The 18,383-nt window shown below is 34.7% G+C and carries 14 protein-coding genes; 12 read left to right on the top strand and 2 right to left on the bottom strand.

Annotation, left to right across the window (positions count from 1 at the left end):
- Positions 1–311: 311 nt before the first annotated feature.
- The 9 genes from BUE10_RS07805 (at position 312) to BUE10_RS07765 (ending at position 11,268) form a co-directional block, all read left to right on the top strand.
- On the top strand, positions 312–1,952 hold the full coding sequence (locus BUE10_RS07805) for an arylsulfatase (RefSeq protein ID WP_073483887.1): 1,641 nt from the start codon (positions 312–314) through the stop codon (positions 1,950–1,952).
- Between the two features lie 61 nt (positions 1,953–2,013).
- Positions 2,014–3,027 (top strand): HAD family hydrolase, encoded by a 1,014-nt coding sequence (locus BUE10_RS07800; RefSeq protein ID WP_073483885.1) that lies wholly within the window; start codon positions 2,014–2,016, stop codon positions 3,025–3,027.
- A gap of 100 nt (positions 3,028–3,127) precedes the next feature.
- Entirely contained in the window at positions 3,128–3,958 is an 831-nt protein-coding gene (locus BUE10_RS07795; RefSeq protein ID WP_073483882.1) for a hypothetical protein, read from the top strand.
- A gap of 39 nt (positions 3,959–3,997) precedes the next feature.
- The gene (locus BUE10_RS07790) at positions 3,998–5,449 is read left to right on the top strand and encodes a DUF1254 domain-containing protein (RefSeq protein WP_200801711.1); all 1,452 of its coding nucleotides are present in this window, start codon (positions 3,998–4,000) and stop codon (positions 5,447–5,449) included.
- An 11-nt stretch (positions 5,450–5,460) separates the two neighbouring features.
- Positions 5,461–6,861, top strand: a complete 1,401-nt coding sequence (locus BUE10_RS07785) for a DUF2252 domain-containing protein (protein WP_073483880.1) — start codon at positions 5,461–5,463, stop codon at positions 6,859–6,861.
- 219 nt (positions 6,862–7,080) lie between these two features.
- On the top strand, positions 7,081–7,665 hold the full coding sequence (locus BUE10_RS07780; RefSeq protein WP_073483879.1) for a DUF4136 domain-containing protein: 585 nt from the start codon (positions 7,081–7,083) through the stop codon (positions 7,663–7,665).
- A gap of 128 nt (positions 7,666–7,793) precedes the next feature.
- Positions 7,794–8,984: a helix-turn-helix domain-containing protein gene (locus BUE10_RS07775; protein WP_073483877.1), complete on the top strand. Its 1,191-nt coding sequence runs from the start codon at positions 7,794–7,796 to the stop codon at positions 8,982–8,984.
- Between the two features lie 51 nt (positions 8,985–9,035).
- Positions 9,036–10,010, top strand: coding sequence for a SphA family protein (locus BUE10_RS07770; protein WP_073483875.1), 975 nt, complete (start codon positions 9,036–9,038; stop codon positions 10,008–10,010).
- A 61-nt stretch (positions 10,011–10,071) separates the two neighbouring features.
- Entirely contained in the window at positions 10,072–11,268 is a 1,197-nt protein-coding gene (locus BUE10_RS07765; protein WP_073483873.1) for a BamA/TamA family outer membrane protein, read from the top strand.
- A gap of 128 nt (positions 11,269–11,396) precedes the next feature.
- Here BUE10_RS07765 and BUE10_RS07760 read toward each other — a convergent pair whose 3' ends face one another.
- Together BUE10_RS07760 and BUE10_RS07755 are read right to left on the bottom strand one after the other, a co-directional pair.
- Complete coding sequence (locus BUE10_RS07760) at positions 11,397–12,260, bottom strand: CPBP family intramembrane glutamic endopeptidase (RefSeq protein WP_083597995.1); 864 nt, start codon at positions 12,258–12,260, stop codon at positions 11,397–11,399.
- A 70-nt stretch (positions 12,261–12,330) separates the two neighbouring features.
- Positions 12,331–13,128: a helix-turn-helix transcriptional regulator gene (locus BUE10_RS07755; RefSeq protein WP_073483871.1), complete on the bottom strand. Its 798-nt coding sequence runs from the start codon at positions 13,126–13,128 to the stop codon at positions 12,331–12,333.
- A gap of 240 nt (positions 13,129–13,368) precedes the next feature.
- On the opposite strand from BUE10_RS07755, the gene BUE10_RS07750 reads away from it, so the two are divergent.
- The 3 genes from BUE10_RS07750 to BUE10_RS07740 all read left to right on the top strand — a co-directional run bounded on the left by BUE10_RS07750 (position 13,369) and on the right by BUE10_RS07740 (position 18,237).
- Positions 13,369–14,565, top strand: a complete 1,197-nt coding sequence (locus tag BUE10_RS07750) for a C1 family peptidase (protein ID WP_056206958.1) — start codon at positions 13,369–13,371, stop codon at positions 14,563–14,565.
- Between the two features lie 204 nt (positions 14,566–14,769).
- On the top strand, positions 14,770–15,780 hold the full coding sequence (locus BUE10_RS07745; protein WP_073483869.1) for an AAA family ATPase: 1,011 nt from the start codon (positions 14,770–14,772) through the stop codon (positions 15,778–15,780).
- A 3-nt stretch (positions 15,781–15,783) separates the two neighbouring features.
- The gene (locus BUE10_RS07740; RefSeq protein ID WP_083597993.1) at positions 15,784–18,237 is read left to right on the top strand and encodes a S8 family peptidase; all 2,454 of its coding nucleotides are present in this window, start codon (positions 15,784–15,786) and stop codon (positions 18,235–18,237) included.
- Positions 18,238–18,383 lie beyond the last annotated feature (146 nt).

Raw genomic sequence — 18,383 nt, 5'->3', positions numbered from 1 at the left:
CCTGGCGTTCCAAGTTATAATTTGCAACATCATGGAGCAAAATAAAACCATTTTCATGTTGCAAGTTATAATTTGCAACAACCTAAAGTCTTAAAAATAGGATTATTCGTGTTTTTATTACTTAATTTTGAGATACTTAACAAAACGTTAAAAAATTGCTGTTGCAAATCTCCTCAAAGACAGCGACTAAATGTTCAAAGAAATTGCTTTTAATATAGGTTGCATTTTCTACTTCATTTTTGTAGAAAATTATAGTTCGATTTTCAGATAAAAACCACTATACAAACGAATTATTAACAAATCTTATTACCATGAAACAAAGTAAATTTAGAAATGCCATAATGCTTTTAGCATTAATATGCTTCACGATTGTTCAGGTGAAAGCTCAGAATAAAAAACCCAACATTCTTATTATATGGGGAGATGATATTGGAACAACAAATGTTAGTGCTTATAGCGATGGGTTAATGGGATACACAACTCCTAATATTGATCGTGTAGGTAATGAAGGATTACGTTTTTTACATTATTATGCAGAACAAAGCTGTACAGCGGGGCGTGCTGCTTTCATTACCGGACAACACGGAATTCGTACTGGCTTGACTAAAGTTGGTTTTCCAGGTGCACCAATGGGAATGAGTCAATTAGATCCTACAATTGCTGGAGCACTTAAATCTTTAGGATATGCAACAGGACAATTTGGCAAAAATCATTTAGGAGATCGTAATGAGAGTTTACCAACAGTAAATGGATTTGATGAATTCTTCGGAAATCTGTATCACTTAAATGCAGAAGAAGAACCAGAATTACCAGACTACCCTAAAGATCCTGCATATTTAAAACAGTATGGACCAAGAGGAGTATTAAAATGTACCGCCACAAATGTTGATGATCCAACAATTACAGATCCTCGTTTTGGAAAAATTGGAAAACAAAAAATAGAAGATACTGGAGCTCTGACTAAAAAAAGAATGGAAACGGTAGATGATGAAACTGTTACTGCCGCAATAGATTTTATCAAAAGACAAAATGCAGCTGGAAAACCTTTCTTTGTTTGGTGGAATGGTACTCGTATGCACTTACGCACGCATGTAAGAGCAGAACATCGTGGGAAATATACTCATGGAGATAGTGAATATATTGACGGTATGATTGAGCACGATTTAACAGTTGGCGAGCTTTTAAAAGCTTTAGATGATTTAGGAATTGCAGATAATACGTTAGTAGTTTATTCTACAGATAATGGTCCACATATGAATACATGGCCAGATGGAGGAATGACTTCTTTTCGTTCAGAAAAAAACACAAACTGGGAAGGGGCTTTTAGAGTTCCTTGTATGGTGCGCTGGCCGGGTGTGATTAAACCAGGTCAAGTAACTACCGAAATGATGAGCCACAACGATTGGTTTCCTACCTTAGTTTCAATAGCAGGAGAGCCCGATATTATAAATAAAATGCTGAATGGATATAAAGCAAACGGAAATACTTATAAAGTACATTTAGACGGTTATGATCAATCTGCATTTTTAGAAGGTAAGACACCAAAAAGCACCAGAGACAGATTCTTTTATTCAGATGATGACGGATTACTTGTCGGAATGCGTTTAGGAGATTACAAATACGTTTTTGCAGAACAACGTATGCAGGGAACGATGGGATTATGGGCAGAACCGTTTGTAAAACTTCGTTTGCAAAAAATATTTAATTTATATCAGGATCCTTATGAAAGAGCAGATTTCACCTCTAATACATACTGGGACTGGATTGTTAACCATATTGGAAGTGTTTATGGAATGAATGTAGAAGTTATGAAGTTTGCAGAAACTTTTAAAAAACATCCACCTCGCTCTATTCCGCCAAGTTTTTCTCCAGTAACAATTATGGAAGAAACACTAGATCAGATAAAACTGCAAAAAACAATACAAAATGATATACAGTCAAAGAAAAAATAAAATATAAAGTTGAAGCTTGAACTCCCCATGTTCAAGCTTCATTCACTTAAAAATCAATACCATGTATAAGAAAATATATGTATTGTCTCTGCTTTTATTTTTACTGGTTTCGTGCAAAAATAAATCAGAAGACGCTACTACTGTTAACCCTAAAGACAGTTCAGCCGTTATAGTTGGAGATCCGCTTCCCAGCTGGAACAAAGGTGCTTTAAAAGAGGACATTATTGCTTATGTTGAAAAAGTAACTAAAAAAGGAAGCCCCGATTTTATTCCGATAGAGGACAGAATCGCCACCTTTGATAACGACGGAACCTTATGGGCTGAAAAACCATATGTTCAGGAATTATTTGCTTTTTATCAGGTAAAAAAAATGGTCGGATCCAATCCTGCTTTGGCACAAAAACAGCCTTTTAAAGCTGTAGTAGAAAAAGACAAAACCTTTTTTGAAAAAGGAGGCGACAAAGCCCTTATAGAACTTGTAGCTGCAACCCACACCGGAATGACCGAAGATGAATTTGAAACATTAGTAAATGATTTTTTTAAAACCTCAAGCTACCCTGGCAAAAATGTTCCCATAAAACAAATACGTTATCAGCCGCAATTAGAACTGCTAAATTATCTCCGTGCCAACGGATTTAAAACCTATATCGTAACAGGTGGTACAATTGAAGTTGTGAGGGCAATATCTCAGGATTTTTATGGAATTCCAAAAGATCAGGTGGTAGGAACTTCTTTTAAATACAAATATGACGATGCTAAAAACGCCGTGCAGCGAGAACCAGCTTTAGATCATTTTAACGATAAAGAAGGAAAGCCAGTTGGCATACAATTGCATATTGGCCAGCGTCCTGTTTTTGCCTGCGGAAACGAGGGCGGAGCAGGAGATATTGCCATGCTGAAATATTCTCAGGGAAACAAATACCCATCATTTCAATTATTGGTCAATCATAATGATTCCATTAGAGAATACAGCTATCAGGAAAAAGATAACTTATCGTTAAGCACAGCCGCAAAAAATAAATGGCATGTAGTAAGTATAAAAGACGACTGGAAAAAAGTTTTTGCAGATAAATAATTTGAATTAGTTAAAATAATCTCAATGAAACAACTTTTGACGGGCAAAAGCTGCTTCATTTGAGATTTTTAGATGGATTAAAAATCTTAAAAAAATAGCTATGAAACGAATCAAGTATTACATCTGTCATAAATTATTTTTCAGCACTTTATTTTTTATCTTATCCTTTGTTATTTCTGCTCAGGAAGCCGCACCCAAAGCTGGAGCAAGCGCACAGGAATTGGCAGATAAATTAGCAAATCCCGTGGCAAGCTTAATTAGTGTGCCTTTGCAGAATAACTTAAATTATGGTATTGGCCCTTTTAACGGATCAAAATATACTATAAATATACAACCGGTAATTCCTTTTAAATTAACAGAAAATCTAAATTTAATTACCCGTTATATATTGCCAGTAGTAGATCAAAGAGACATTACAGGAAACGATACACATCAATTTGGTTTAAGTGACGCAACAGTTACGGCTTTTTTTGCACCAAAAACAAAAGGCCTTATTTTAGGTATTGGTCCGGCATTTTTAATTCCAACAGCAACAGATAAATTATTAGGGACAGAAAAATTTGGAGTCGGTCCCAGTGCATTAGTAATGCATCAGGGAAAAGGGCTTTCAGTAGGTTTCATTGCCAATCAAATTTGGTCAGTTGCAGGAAATGAGGATCGTGCTGATTTCAATCAGTTTTACACTCAAATATTTCTTTCTCATAGTTATAAAAGCGGAGCAAGTTTAGGGGTAAATGCCGAAATAACTCAAAACTGGGATGCAAAAACAACCTTAATATCATTAAACCCTTCTATTGGTGCCGTAACAAAATTAGGGGATCAGGTCGTTCAGTTTGCGATTTCACCTTTAATTCCAATTACAGGACCTTCTGAATCAAAACCAGATTGGGGATTACGCGCTATTTTGGCATTTGTTTTCCCGGGATCATAACATCGTTTTTGAGTTTCTTTAATTTTAAAAAAACAAATCATGAAGTTAAAAAATCTATCCATTATAATAATAACTTGTTTGGTCTCGTGTACCAATTCTACAACAAAAAATGAAACTTCAATCGCTGCAGATACTACAAAAACAGTAGTTTTTAAAGCTGCAGATTTTGAAGAACAACTTGTTTATAATCGAGCAGTTGAAGCTGTGATTTGGGGAATTCCCGCAGTTAATTCAGAATTGCTTCATGAAAGCCTTGTAAAAGTGAAGGGAGATTACAATCAAATTATTTACTGGTCGGGATTAATCAGTTCCAAAAATCAAACCTTAACCCCAAATCCAGACGTGATTTATGTAAATCCGCTCTATGATACACGACAAGGTCCTGTTGTTTTAGAAATTCCTCCCGTTGATGGTGTTTCATCACTAACAGGAAGTTTAGATGATGGCTGGCAAACCGCAATTGAAGATATTGGCCCAGCGGGTGTCGACAAAGGAAAAGGAGGCAAATACCTCATTTTACCGCCAAATTATAAAGATGCCGTTCCGTTAGGATATATACCGATGCCGTCTTCAACTTATACAGGATATGCAATATTGCGTTCAAATCTTACAGACGGAAGCCCAAATGATATTAAAAGAGCAGTTGACTACGGAAAAAAAGTCAAGATATATCCGCTTTCTGAAGCTGATAATCCATCCGCAACAACGTTTGTTGATTTGTTAGAAGTTCCATTCAGTAATACAATTCCATACAACTTTCATTTTTTTGAGATATTGAATCAATTTATTCAAAGAGAACCTTGGATAAATCGTGACATAGCAATGATTGATCAGTTAAAAACTATTGGAATCGAAAAAGGAAAAACCTTTCAGGCTGACGCCAGAAGACAGGAAATTTTAAATGCTGCAATAAAAGATGCACATACCTGGATTGATTCAGAATATGAAAATGCGTTTAAAATACCTTTTTACAATGGCACCAAATGGGCATTACCCGTTTCGCAGGATTTTGTAAAATCAATAGGAAGTAATTATTCAATACCAAACCTTTATCCGGTACGCGAAAGAGCTATCGCCTATTCAATAGCCTATTTTAGTGCCAAACATTTAGGAACCGGACAATTCTATTTAATATCAATTAAAGATGATAAAGGACAAGAATTTGACGGTTCAAAATTGTATAAACTTCATTTGCCTGCAAAAGTTCCGGTAAAACTATATTGGTCAGTAACAGTTTACGATCGTGAAACCCACGCACTTATTTTAGGAATGAAATACTCAAGCCGCGCCTCAACATCACCAGGCCTTCAAAAAAACAGCGATGGTTCTGTAGACATTTACTTTGGTGCAAAAGGTCTGGCAGGAAAAGAATCAAATTGGGTTCCAACAGATCCAAAAAGAAAATTTGAATTACTGGCACGTTTCTATGGGCCGGAAAAAGGCTTTTTTGACAAAACATGGAAAATGGGAGATGTTGAAGAAGTAAAATAAGAATCATTTTTATGATCGAGAAAACAGCAAATAAAAACGAAACTTTATTTGATCCACTGGCATCAAAAGCTGAACGTTATGAGAAAGGCGCCGCAATTAGAAAAATTGTGCCGTGTTCTTCACATCAGGAATATGCCCCATCTGCAAATAGGGAAGATCCTATCGATATTTTGATAAAAACCAGCATTGGGAGAATAGAAAGTTTACTGCCCATTCGATACAGAAGAATGATGGAATCGCCATTTGCATTCTTTCGCGGTGCAGCAGCAATTATGGCAGCAGATTTGGAACAAACACCAAACACAGGAATTGATTTACAGCTTTGCGGCGATTGCCATTTAATGAATTTTGGAGGTTTTGCTACACCAGAGCGTAAACTGGTTTTTGATATAAATGATTTTGATGAAACTTTTCAAGGTCCTTGGGAATGGGATGTAAAACGGTTAGCAGCAAGTTTTGCTATTGCAGGAAGATGGTTGAAATTTTCTAATAAAAGCAATAAAGAATTTGCCTGGCATGTGGCGGATAGTTACAAAAGACACATGTTGGACTACAGCAAATTATCGGCACTTCAAATTTGGTATGCTGATATTGATCTGGCCGAACTTATCGAACTTGGAAAAGATGAAGAAATAAAAGAATTTCATCAAAAGCGAATAAAAAAAGCAGCCGAATATACGGCACATGAAAAGGAGTTTGCAAAAATGACGTATCAGGATGGAGTTCGGGCGAGAATAAAAGATGAACCGCCTTTGATATTTCATTCATCAGGAAATGATGAAAAACAAATTTTAAAAGAAGCAGAATTAGTTCATAAACGTTATATAGAATCATTGCCGGAAGACAAACAAGTTTTGTTGAGCAGATATTCCATGCATGACTTTGCCATAAAAGTGGTAGGTGTAGGAAGTGTAGGCACACTTTGCGGAATAAGTTTATTAATGTCTGCCACGGGTGAGCCCATTTTTTTGCAGTTTAAAGAAGCAAGACAAAGCGTTTTAGAACAACACGTAAAAGCTAAAAGAAAATACGATCATGAAGGTGAGCGAATTGTAATGGGACAAAAGTTAATGCAGTCAGCCTCGGATATATTTTTAGGATGGACAAATGATGACAGAGGAAGATTTTTTTACATCCGCCAGCTTCGCGATGCAAAAGTCAAACCCGTTCTTGAAATAATGAAAGAAGAAAACCTGAAAGATTATGCCAAAGCCTGCGGATGGGCGCTTGCGAGAGCTCATGCACGTTCTGGAGATCCATCCATATTATCCGGATATATTGGCGATGGTAATGAATTTGCTAATGCGGTTTCAAATTTCTCCCTTTTATACGCAGATCAAAATGAATTGGATTACAACAAAATGCTCAAAGCCATAAAAGAAGGAAAACTGCCTGTTGCTGCAGAAATATAATTTGCAGGATAAATAAAGCAATTACAAATAAGTAAGAATTTTTTGCTAAATGTTTATGTCAATTAAATAAAATGATTATCTTTGAATGTTTCTTAAAAGCCTGTTGTTTAGTTATTTGCGTTTAAATTACGTATTCCCTCCCCTTAATCGTTCATTCAAGATTTTTCAGAATTAAAAATTTCCAGTTAAGTAATTAATCATTAATTTAAATTCTACAAAATGAATATTAAAAAAACAAATCTTAGCATCATCCCACTATTTTTAGTAGTATTGGGCTTAATTTACAGCTGTTCCCCAACAGTTAATGTTACATCAGATTATGATCACTCTGCAAATTTTACTGAGTATAAAACTTTTGCAGTTTATGATTTAAAAGCACAACAAGGTCAGGTAAACGAATTAAATGCTGATCGTGTAACAAAAGCAATTCGTGCTGAAATGATTGCAAAAGGATTTACAGAAAGTTCAAATCCTGATTTAAAAGTAAACGCAGTCTCTATCTTAAAAAATAAAACACAAGTTACTGCCGATTCTAATTTCTACGGTTATGGCGGAATGTATCGTCCATACGGATATTGGGGCGGCGGAGCCATGATGGGCGGCGGTACTACAACGTTTAACACTTATGATTATGTAGACGGTTCATTAGTAATTGATATTGTTTCTACAAAAACGCAAAAACTGCTTTGGCAGGGAGTTGGAAATGCTCAAATTGACAGCAAACCAGACAATCCTGAAGAATTTATTAACGGCGCAGTAAAAAAAATATTAGCAGGATTTCCTCCTGGCGCAGTAAAAAAATAGCATAAAACTACTGTTTTAAATAGGCTGTACTTTCAATTTTAGTAAGTACAGCTTATAATCGTACACTTTATTTTCTTTGAAAACACTTCTCAAAGAAAAAGGAATAAACTAATTAAAGCTTAAACCGTATGACCGATATAGTACTTTCGCTTTTCTTTTTTATAGCTACAATTGTAGGATTTGCGACTTCATTTATGGTTCTTTTTTCAAAGAAAAATTATTCTAAAAGTTTTTTCTTAGGACTGTTTTTGTTTAGCCTTGCCATTGTAAGTGTCTATAATTTTTACTTATCGGCAAATGTTTTTAAGGAGTTTCCGGATCTGTTCATGATTACAAAATCGTTTATCTTTTTAGCAGCTCCTTGCGCATTTTTATACGTTCGAAATATTTTATTCCCAAACTCATCTTATAAAAAATACGACTGGTTTCATTTCCTGCCCTTCCTCATTTATTTCTCCTTGACCATTGTGGTCTGGATTGGAAATTACACCAATATTTATTTGATAGACTATATTTCGGTAAAAACAAAAAATCCTTTTTCAATGTTAAGTCTCAGCGTTTGGCTTATGTACGCATTTTGCCAAACCATGATGATTTTAAATTACGACATTAAAAAATTTAAAGAAAATCATCTGCAGCGAATCAAAATTTTAGGCTGGATCAGGGTTTATAATCTGGTTATCTTGTTTTTGTTTTCAACGCTTTTCGTGCATTTCTTTTTAATCAATAACGTCGACAATTTAGATTTATCCTGCTACATTCTTATTTCATCTGTTTTAATATTTACCGTTGGCTGGCTGTATTTTAAACCACAGCTTTTTTATGATACAAACGAAAACGAAACAGATTTCGTCAATAAAAATTTGATATCCTATACTACACAGGAAACTAAAAATTCACTGCCAATAGTAAAAGAGTTAACGCTGGAAAAACGACAGCTGTATCTGGCCAAACTAGAAAGTATTTTCGATTCTAAAAAACTCTTTTTAAAGAAAGATCTGGTCATACGTGATATTTCAGAGGAAACCGGAATTACTGTAAACAATCTTTCTTGTTTAATAAATTCAGAATTCAATCTGCATTTTCAGGATTATATCAATTTAAAACGAATTGAATATTTTAAAGAAAAAATAAACGATCTGGACTGGAAAGATCTTTCACTCGAAGGAATGGCCTGGGCATCTGGTTTTAAATCCAGAACAACCTGTTTTAGGGCTTTTATAAAACATACCGGAAAATCTCCTTCAGAATATTTTAGAGTAATCAGGATTAATCCTGAAAAAAGCAGTTCTTATTTTTTTAAACAATCTACAAATTGAAATAGTTTATAAAGAAGGATTGTAAAGTCTCATTAATTTAAAGAAGAAACCATGAAAACGAAATCAAAACAAAGACAAACCATAAAATCAGTATTCATCTTATTATTTCTGTTCGTTTATTTTTTAGGAAATGCACAGCTAAAAGGAGGTCATATTCTTGGAGCAATGGGATTACAATCCGGAACTCAGACTCCGGCAAACACATTAAGTGTTTACGTGCCGGGTTATTTATATGATGCGGGTTCACTGCGAAATGCAGACGGTGATGAATCTCTTGCAAATCCAGACATTACCATGTTTATAACAGGAGTTGGAGCTAATTATGTAAGCGATTTCAAAATTTTAGGTGCCAATTATGGAGCTACCATTTTGCTGGCTTTTGCCTCAAATACCATTCAGGGAAATAGTATTGATGCGACAAATTCACTCGCTTTTACAGACATGTATGTGCAGCCAATTCAATTAGGCTGGCACAACAAAAGAGCCGATTTTGTTTTTAGTTACCAATTATATCTTCCAACAGGAAAATTTACCGCCGGAGCTTCAGACAATGCCGGATTAGGAATGTTGATGAATGAATTTTCGGCCGGAACAACGGTATACTTTAATGACAAAAAAACATTTCATTTTTCTGCTTTAGCCTCTTACGAAATAAATGGAAAAAAGAAAGATACCGATATCAAAACCGGAGATATTTTAAGTGTTGAAGGCGGCTTGGGAAAAACTTTTTACACGCTCAATGCGGCGAAAACTGCTCCAAGCGGAATACTAAATGCTGGTTTAATTTACTATTTGCAATATAAAATTTCAAACGATAAAATTCCTGTTGGCTTTGGGGTAATAGAACCAGACAAGGACAAAATAGGAGGCGTTGGTGCCGAGGTAAATTATTTCCATATAGGCTGCAAAACTTCTGCGGGACTTCGCTGGGTTTCAGAATTTGGAGCCGAAAGCCGTTTTCAGGGAAATACTTTTTTCCTAACGCTTGCCCATGTATTCAGTCTGGCAAAAGAGAAAAAAGAATAACCTTCAAAACAATTTAAGTTGATGTTTTTTAAGTGAATACGATAATTTTAAATTGATTTAAATGAGAAATACATATTCAGAAACTTCCATAAAAAACAGAAAACTTTTTCAAAAACTGGTTTTCATTTTTGCTTTGTGTTTTTTTTCTCTTCAAAATACAATCGCACAAACGGCGCAAAAACCACATATTACTACAAAAGATTCTCTCGACGGGGCTTTTGATTTAAGTAATTATATTATCTATGCACATGGTTTTATTGTAGTTCCTACCGTTATTACAGAACCAGCTTTGGGCGGAATTGGAGGTGCAATCGTCCCCATTTTTCTTAAAAAACGTGCTCCGGTTGTAGACGAAAACGGTAAAAAACGTTTTATAAATCCAGACATAACAGGAGGAATTGGTATGTATACCGAAAACAAAAGCTGGATGGCAGGTGCTTTTCGTTCGGCAACTTTGGTAAAGCCTAAAATATTATATCGTGTTATGGCTGGTTATGGCGATATGAATTTATCTTTTTATGCCAATAATATCCCAAATGCAAAAGATCAGGAATTTAAACTCAATTTTAGATCAACTATATTTTATACACAATGGCTAAAACAATTTAGAAACGCAAAATGGAGCGCCGGGCTGCAATACCTCTTTTTAAACTCAAAAATAAATCTGCCCGATGTAAATCTTCCGCCGCCATTTGTACAGCCAAAAGATATTAAAAGTACGATAAGTCAGGTTGGAGCCGCGCTTCAGTTTGACGGACGCGACAATATATTTACACCAGATAAAGGAATTCGGCTTCAGTCAGATTTCTTTTGGTCAGATGATGCAATTGGGAGCGATTATGATGCCTGGCGCGTCAATTTATCGGCAATAGGATATTATCCATTAACAAAAAAATTAATTGGCGGGCTTAGGGTAGAGGGAGAGCAGGCGTTTGGGAGTCCGCCTTTTTATCTATTGCCCGGAATTAATTTACGCGGAATTCCCGCCGCCAGATATCAGGGAAAAACCAGTATTGTCACCGAAGCCGAATTACGATGGGATTTATACCGAAGATGGAGCCTTATGGGTTACGGCGGACTCGCAAGTGCTTTTAACGATTGGGATAAAGCCTTCGCAAAACCCGTTGTGTACAGTTACGGAACAGGATTCAGATATTTATTAGCCCGAAAATTCAAACTCCGCATGGGTGTTGACGTTGCAAAAGGCCCTGAAGATTGGGCGTACTATATTGTTTTTGGTAGTAACTGGCTTAGATAATTGTAAATTGTAAATTGTGAGTTGTTAATTGTAAATTGTGAAAAGTGAAATAAAAATTCCCGATAATAACTATCGGGAATTCAAATATATAATTCGTGAAAATTCGTGTAATTCGTGGCAGAAAAAAACTATTTCCTCCAATAAGGCTTAATAATTTTATTTTCTTTTTGGCTCAAGGCCAATAATATAATGGCGGCCAAAGAGCAGAAAATAACAGCCTGAACAGAACCTTCGGGACCAAATTCTCCTCCGGTAATAAATTCAGAACCCTGAATTTTCGAAACCAGTAAACTATTCGTTTTAGAATTCCCCGATGTTATCGCCCCAAATATTCCCGACTGCATAAAATTCCACGCAAAATGAATCGCAATAGGAAACCATAAATTTCTCGTATAAATAAAAGCCGCGCCCAAAAGTAATCCGGCTTCAATCGCAATACACAAAGCAGAAAGCAAAGTACTGTGTTCGTTTGCTAAATGCAAAGCGCCAAAAATTAGAGCCGAAATTATTAAGGCAACATAACTTCCCAGTTTTTCTTCCATAATTCTAAAAAGGATTCCGCGGACTAAAATCTCTTCAATAACAGCAGCCGTAAAAGCAATCGTAAGCGGAATAATGATAAACGAAAAAGGATTTACAGAAATAACATCATAACCGCCATTAAAATAAATCACCAAAATAGTCAGCGATTGTAAAACCGCACCAATTAAAATCCCGATGATTAAATTTTTGGCAAGACCTTTTAGAGCTAATTCTGTTATGGCTCTTTTTTCATAATATTTATAAAAGTCAATATAACTTATTAAAGCCAAACCGCACACAATAATTCCTTTTATAAGATTTCTATAATCTTTGTCAAGAGAAGTTTGCAGTAATAATTTCCCCGCAAAGAACTGCCCAATATTAATTATTAAAAGGCAGGCAATTAATCCTAAAATAATTTTGGTTAACGGGAAATTGAATATTTTTTGTTTTGTAGTTAGAGTTTCCATGAGTTGGTTTATTAATTTGAAGCAAAGGTAAACGGCATTGAAAACAAAAAATAGAATGAAATTTGCCTCTTTATAATTTTTGAAATTGTTTGGGCAAAAATCCTGTCTGACTTTTAAACGTTCTAATAAAATGACTTTGATCAGCAAAACCGCATTCGAGGGCAATTTCGGTTAAATTACTTTCGTGCGATTGTATTAGCGAAAGCGAACGATTTATTTTAATTCGGCGCATGTATTCGCCTAAAGTACAGCCAAAATATTTCGGGAAATGTTTAGAAATTGTAATCGGATTTAAATTTAAAACCGTCGCCAAATCCTGCAGATTCGGGTTCTCGTTCCAGCAGTCATTTAGTAATTCCTGTAAACTTTTCACCCAAAACGGACTTTTATCAAAACGTTCCAAATGATTTTGGGCATTTGAAATCTGCGAAAAAAGCATCGTAATAGTATCGGCAGAAAAAATATCAGAAGTAAGCGTTTCTTTAAAAATCTTTAAAATTAGAAATTTTGTAAATGCCGAATTTTGAACTGATTTTTCGATCACGGCTTCAGACATATGAAGCTCTTTCAGTAGGTTTTCTTCAATTTCGATATTGATATTTCGGGACGGAAAAAGCGTATCCTGATTCAAGTGCAGTTCGTCGCTGTGGTAAAATAATAACGAACCGGGACCAACCGTTTCACTGAAATTTTTTCGTTTTTCGGTAGTTCCGCCTTTCAGGAAAAGCGTAATATGCGCATTATTATGCGAATGCCAGCCTTCGTAAACCTTATTTTGATACTCGGTTTCGACAACCGCAATTCCCTGCTGGGTATTGAAGCTCTTTTTAGTATTGCCTAAGTATTTCTCTTTTTCGAGTTCGTACATTTTGGGGTTTATAGCATGGCATTTCAACAGCCAAATTACTATTTATTTGCATATAAAATCAAAAAACATTTGATTGTAAACAGATTATGTTTTTATATAGTTTGTAAGGTTTTGAGGATTAATAAAAACATTGTATAAAGATTAACTGTTAAATAATAGTTTATTTACCGAATATTTAATTTTTTTGTAACAAAAATATAATACAGGCTACTAATAAGTAACTATTTAAATCTTTTGATTATGTATAAAAATACGATGAAATCAGTTTTTGCGGCATCTGCTTTTTTAGTTGGAGTAAGCGGCTGTTTTGCGCAGGACATTTTGGTAAATTCCTTAAAGCTAAATGCGAGTGATAAAAGTAAAGAAGCTTTTAAATTCACTGAGGTAGTTAACTTAGGAACAACGTCGATTAAAAACCAGGGTTCATCTGGAACTTGCTGGAGTTATGCATCAAACTCATTTTTAGAGTCAGAAATGATTCGTTTAGGAAAACAGCCAGTTGAGCTATCTCAGGTTTTTTCTGCAAGAAATGTGTATGTTGACAAAGGAGTAAATTATGTTCGTATGCACGGCGCGATCACTTTGGGTGATGGAGGTTCGCTGCACGACGTAATTAATATGTACAAAAAATACGGAACCGTACCAAGAGAAGTTTACACTGGTTTGAACTACGGAACAGATAAAAATAAATTTGCCGAAATGTCTGCACTTATCGAAGGTGTTTTGGCTGCGGTGGTTAAAAATCCAAACGGAGAGTTAACACCAAACTGGCAAAAAGCATATGCTGCCGTTATTGATTCTTATTTAGGAAAAGTGCCGGATAACTTCAATTACAAAGGAAAAAACTATACGCCGCAGTCTTTTGCTAAAGAGGTGGTAGGAATTAATCCTGACGAATATGTAGAAATGTCTTCGTTTACAACTGCTCCATATTACCAAAAAACAGTTCTTGCCGTGCCAGACAACTGGTCTTTAGATCAGGTTTACAACGTAAAAGTAAACGACATGACAGATGTTATCGACAATGCTTTGAAAAAAGGGTATACTGTTGCTTGGGCGACAGACGTAAGCGAGAAAAGCTTTAGCTGGAAAAACGGTGTTGCGTATGTACCAACAAAGAAATTTGACGACATGACGGCTGAAGAAAAAGCAGATATGTTTAACGGACCAAAAGCAGAACCGGAAATTACTCCAGAAATGCGTCAGGCTGCGTTTGACAATTACGGTACAACAGACGACCACGGAATGCACATTATTGGCCTTGCAAAAGATCAAACCGGAAAAGAATATTATATCGTAAAAAATTCTTGGGGTGAAACAAACGACTACAAAGGTTTCTTGTTCGTAACTAAAAATTTCGTAAAATATAAAACAACTGCCTTAATGGTAAACAAAGGAGGAATTCCTGCTGAAATTGCTAAGAAGTTAGGGGTTTAAGAGTTTTAAGGTTTTTATAAAAATAGAAAAGCGCTGTGATCTTTGGATTACGGCGCTTTTTTTGATTTATCTATTCTTAATTGGAATTTATAAATAGTGGAATTTGAATGATTATTGAAAGCAGATTTAATATTTGGTTGAAAACAAATATTATCCACTCTATTTTCTATTTTTGTATCTTTAATTAAACTTATAACATTAATAATGAATCAAACGCTGCTTACAAGATTATTTAAGTCTATCGAAGGGAGTAAAGAAGAACCTTTGGTAAGAATAGCCTATACCATTATTGATGAGGAAAGAAAAAAAGGGCATATAAAATTAGCGGATAAACTTGATACTATTTTGGAAGGTAATTTAGCGCGAGTTATCGAGCCTCAACATAATCCAACTTTAAAATTAACCAGGAACAAGGATAATGTTTTTTCAATTCCTGCAGATAGAAGGTATAAATTACCTTTGGCAACACACATTGAAAATGATTTTTTAAGACATGATATGGTTTTAGCGCCAATTGTGGAGGAAAAAATTATACGAATTGAGAAAGAATATATTGCAAGGGAAAGATTAGCACATCACGGTTTAAAACCACGTCAAAAAATACTTTTGTACGGTACTTCAGGATGTGGAAAAAGTATGACTGCTGAAAGAATAGCGTGGGATTTGGGACTGCCTTTTTACAAAGTACGCTTTGATACTATAATATCTTCTTATCTTGGTGAATCAGCGTCTAACTTAAATAAACTGTTTGAAAGTCTTGAAAAATATCCATGTGTTCTGCTTTTAGATGAATTTGATATAATAGGAAAACAAAGAGATATCAAGTCGAATGATATTGGAGAAATTCATCGTATTGTTAATATAGTTTTAGGTTTGTTAGAGGAATATAACGGACAAGGGATATTGATTGCTACAACAAATTTAGAAGGAAGTCTTGATAAAGCTTTATTTAGAAGATTTGATGAAATTATAGAACTTCCTAAGCCAAATGAAAACGAAATTGTTGATTTACTTGAAATAACATTCTCAGCATTAAATCTGAATGATAAAATTCAATTAAAGAATTACGCAAAGAAAATGCAAGGACTATCTTATGCTTTGGTTGTTAAAATTGCGAATGATGCAGCTAAAAAATCTATTATAAATTCCCATAAAGAAATTTCCGCCGATGATTTGGATAAAGCGTTAGAAGAAAATTTAGCTTTTAATAAATAAGACATGGAGAGATTTCCTCATTTAAAATTCCTTCAAAAAGTTGTTGGTAAACCTCGATTACATGGAGGCGGAGAACAACATCCTATTTCTTTAGAGAATAAAAATAATAGACAGCAACACTTTGGATATTTGTCTAATCAAACTTCCAAAATGAAATCAGATTGGCAGAATAAAATTGATAACAGAGAAGGGCTTAATTTAGCTCCTTTAGATGCTGATGTAATTCCAATTTTTTTAAAAATCAACCCTGATTTAATTGGTTATGATTTTGACTTGAAACTATTCGGAATAGAAGTTATTTCAGAAGAAGAAGACGGATATATTATTGGAGCTTCGCTAGATGCTTTCAATTCATTAAATGATAAAATACAAAAATTTCTTTCTGAGGAACGAGGAGGTGCGAAAATAGCTGATTTTTGGGAAATAGTTGATGGTAATCAATGGAAACCAAGCCATATACTTTCAGATTATCTAAAATCAATTTGGGGAGATGTTTATGAAGAGGGAATGTATAAATTAGAAGTTGGTATTGCTTTTGACAAACCAATGAATAAAAAGCCAGATCCTAATATACGAGGGTATGAGGCTAAACTTGAGAGATTCAGAGCGGAACAGATTGAGCGGGACGAGCGATTTGAAGAGCGTCAGGATGAATTCGAAAATTTTATAAATCATTATGGCACAATAACAAGTTCATTTATCGATCTAGATGATAGTTTTTGTTGCGAAGTTGAAATTACTGGCAAGGGTTTTAAAGATTTAGTATTTAATTATCCTTTTGTTTTTGAGGTTTCTGAGACTGATGAAGTTGTTGGTATAAATAGTGAAATAGAAGAAGTTGGTAAGATTGAATTTGAGGTTATAGCTCCAGATTTAACATCTCCAGAGGTTGGTGTAATTGATAGCGGAATAATGGAGGGCCATAGGTTTCTATCTTCTGCCGTAATTGGAGCAAATTCAAAGTGTTATATTGATGGAGATCAATCAACCGCTGACCATGTGCGAAATGGAGGGCATGGTACTCGTGTTGCAGGTGCGATTTTATACCCTTATGGTTTAACTTCTATACAGTCCCCATATCAATTGCCATGTTTTGTTAGAAATTTAAGAGTGTTAGATAAGGAGAACAAACTTACTCATAAACTTCCAGCAGAGCTTATGAAACTTATCGTGGAAGAAAATGAAGATTGCAAAATTTTCAATCTCTCAATAAATTCTAATGTAGCTTCTCGTTTAAAGCATATGTCTTCATGGGCGGCAACTATAGATACGCTAATGAATAAAAACAAAGTGCTTTTCTTGATCTCAACAGGAAATATCACAAAAGACGATATAAGACATTATATTAATCAGGCTACTCAGTATCCAAATTTTTTAGATGAACCACATTGCAGAATTGCAAATCCAGCCCAAAGTAGTTTTGCAATAACTGTAGGATCTGTAAATCATATATCTTTTGAAGATGATAACTTCATATCATTAGGAGCGGAAAATGAGATTTCTGCTTTTTCCAGAGTTGGTACTGGTATTTGGGGAATGATTAAACCAGATGTTGTCGAATACGGAGGAGGTCTAGTGATCTCTAAAGAAGGAAATTTAGTTTCTAATAAAGAATCTATATCACCAGAACTTATTCGCTCCACTTTGAATGGAGGATCAGCAATTGGAAGTGATGTTGTAGGAACTTCGTTTGCAACACCAAAAGTTACACATATTGCTGCCCAACTTTTAAAGCTATACCCAGATGAAGATATTAGTTTATTAAGAGCTTTAATAGTGCAGGGAGCAAGATTGCCAAACTCTTTTTTTGAAAACCCAACGTCACAAAGTATTAAACACTTCGGATATGGCATACCTTCTCTTGAAAGAGTTACAAATAATACTCACCAAAGAGTTACTTTTTATAATGCCGGAAATATAAAAGCCGAAGAAGGACATATATATTCGTTAAACATTCCTGAATTCTTAAGGTCCCCTGTAGAAGAACATGATATTTTAATTGAAGTTACATTATCCTATACTTCAAAAGTTAGAAGAACAAGACAGAGGACTAAATCATATTTATCAACTTGGCTTGATTGGACGAGTTCCAAAGTTGGGGAACTTTATGAAGACTTTAAAGATTATGTTCTTAAAGAAATAGAAGAATCTGAAACAACTTATGACAAGGATGTCAGGAATAGTATGTCTGGATGGAATTGGAAAATAAAAAGCGATAGCAGAGGTATTGTTGAAGGTATTAGTAGAAATAATAGTACAGTTCAAAAAGACTGGACAATTATTAAATCACATGAATTGCCAAGTGACATAAGCTTTGCCGTTAGAGGTCATAAGGGATGGGATAGGTCGCATGAAGAAGTTTCATACTCATTAGTAGTTTCAATTGAAATTTTAAATTCAAATTTAGAAATCTATGAAGCAATAAGAATTGAGAATGAAATCGAATTAGAAACTTAAATAAAACGATTATTAATATGATAAAAATACTTGACTTTCGGTATTTTCAATTTAAATCGTAGTTTCTAAAATAATAAAGTTTAATACAATCAATGCATAATAAGAAAAGAGGTCTAGCTAGACCTCTTTTCTTATTATATAGTTAA

It is taken from the genome of Flavobacterium sp. CF108 (assembly GCF_900129795.1).
GTDB lineage: Bacteria > Bacteroidota > Bacteroidia > Flavobacteriales > Flavobacteriaceae > Flavobacterium.
This window is presented reverse-complemented; position numbering and strand designations above follow the sequence as displayed.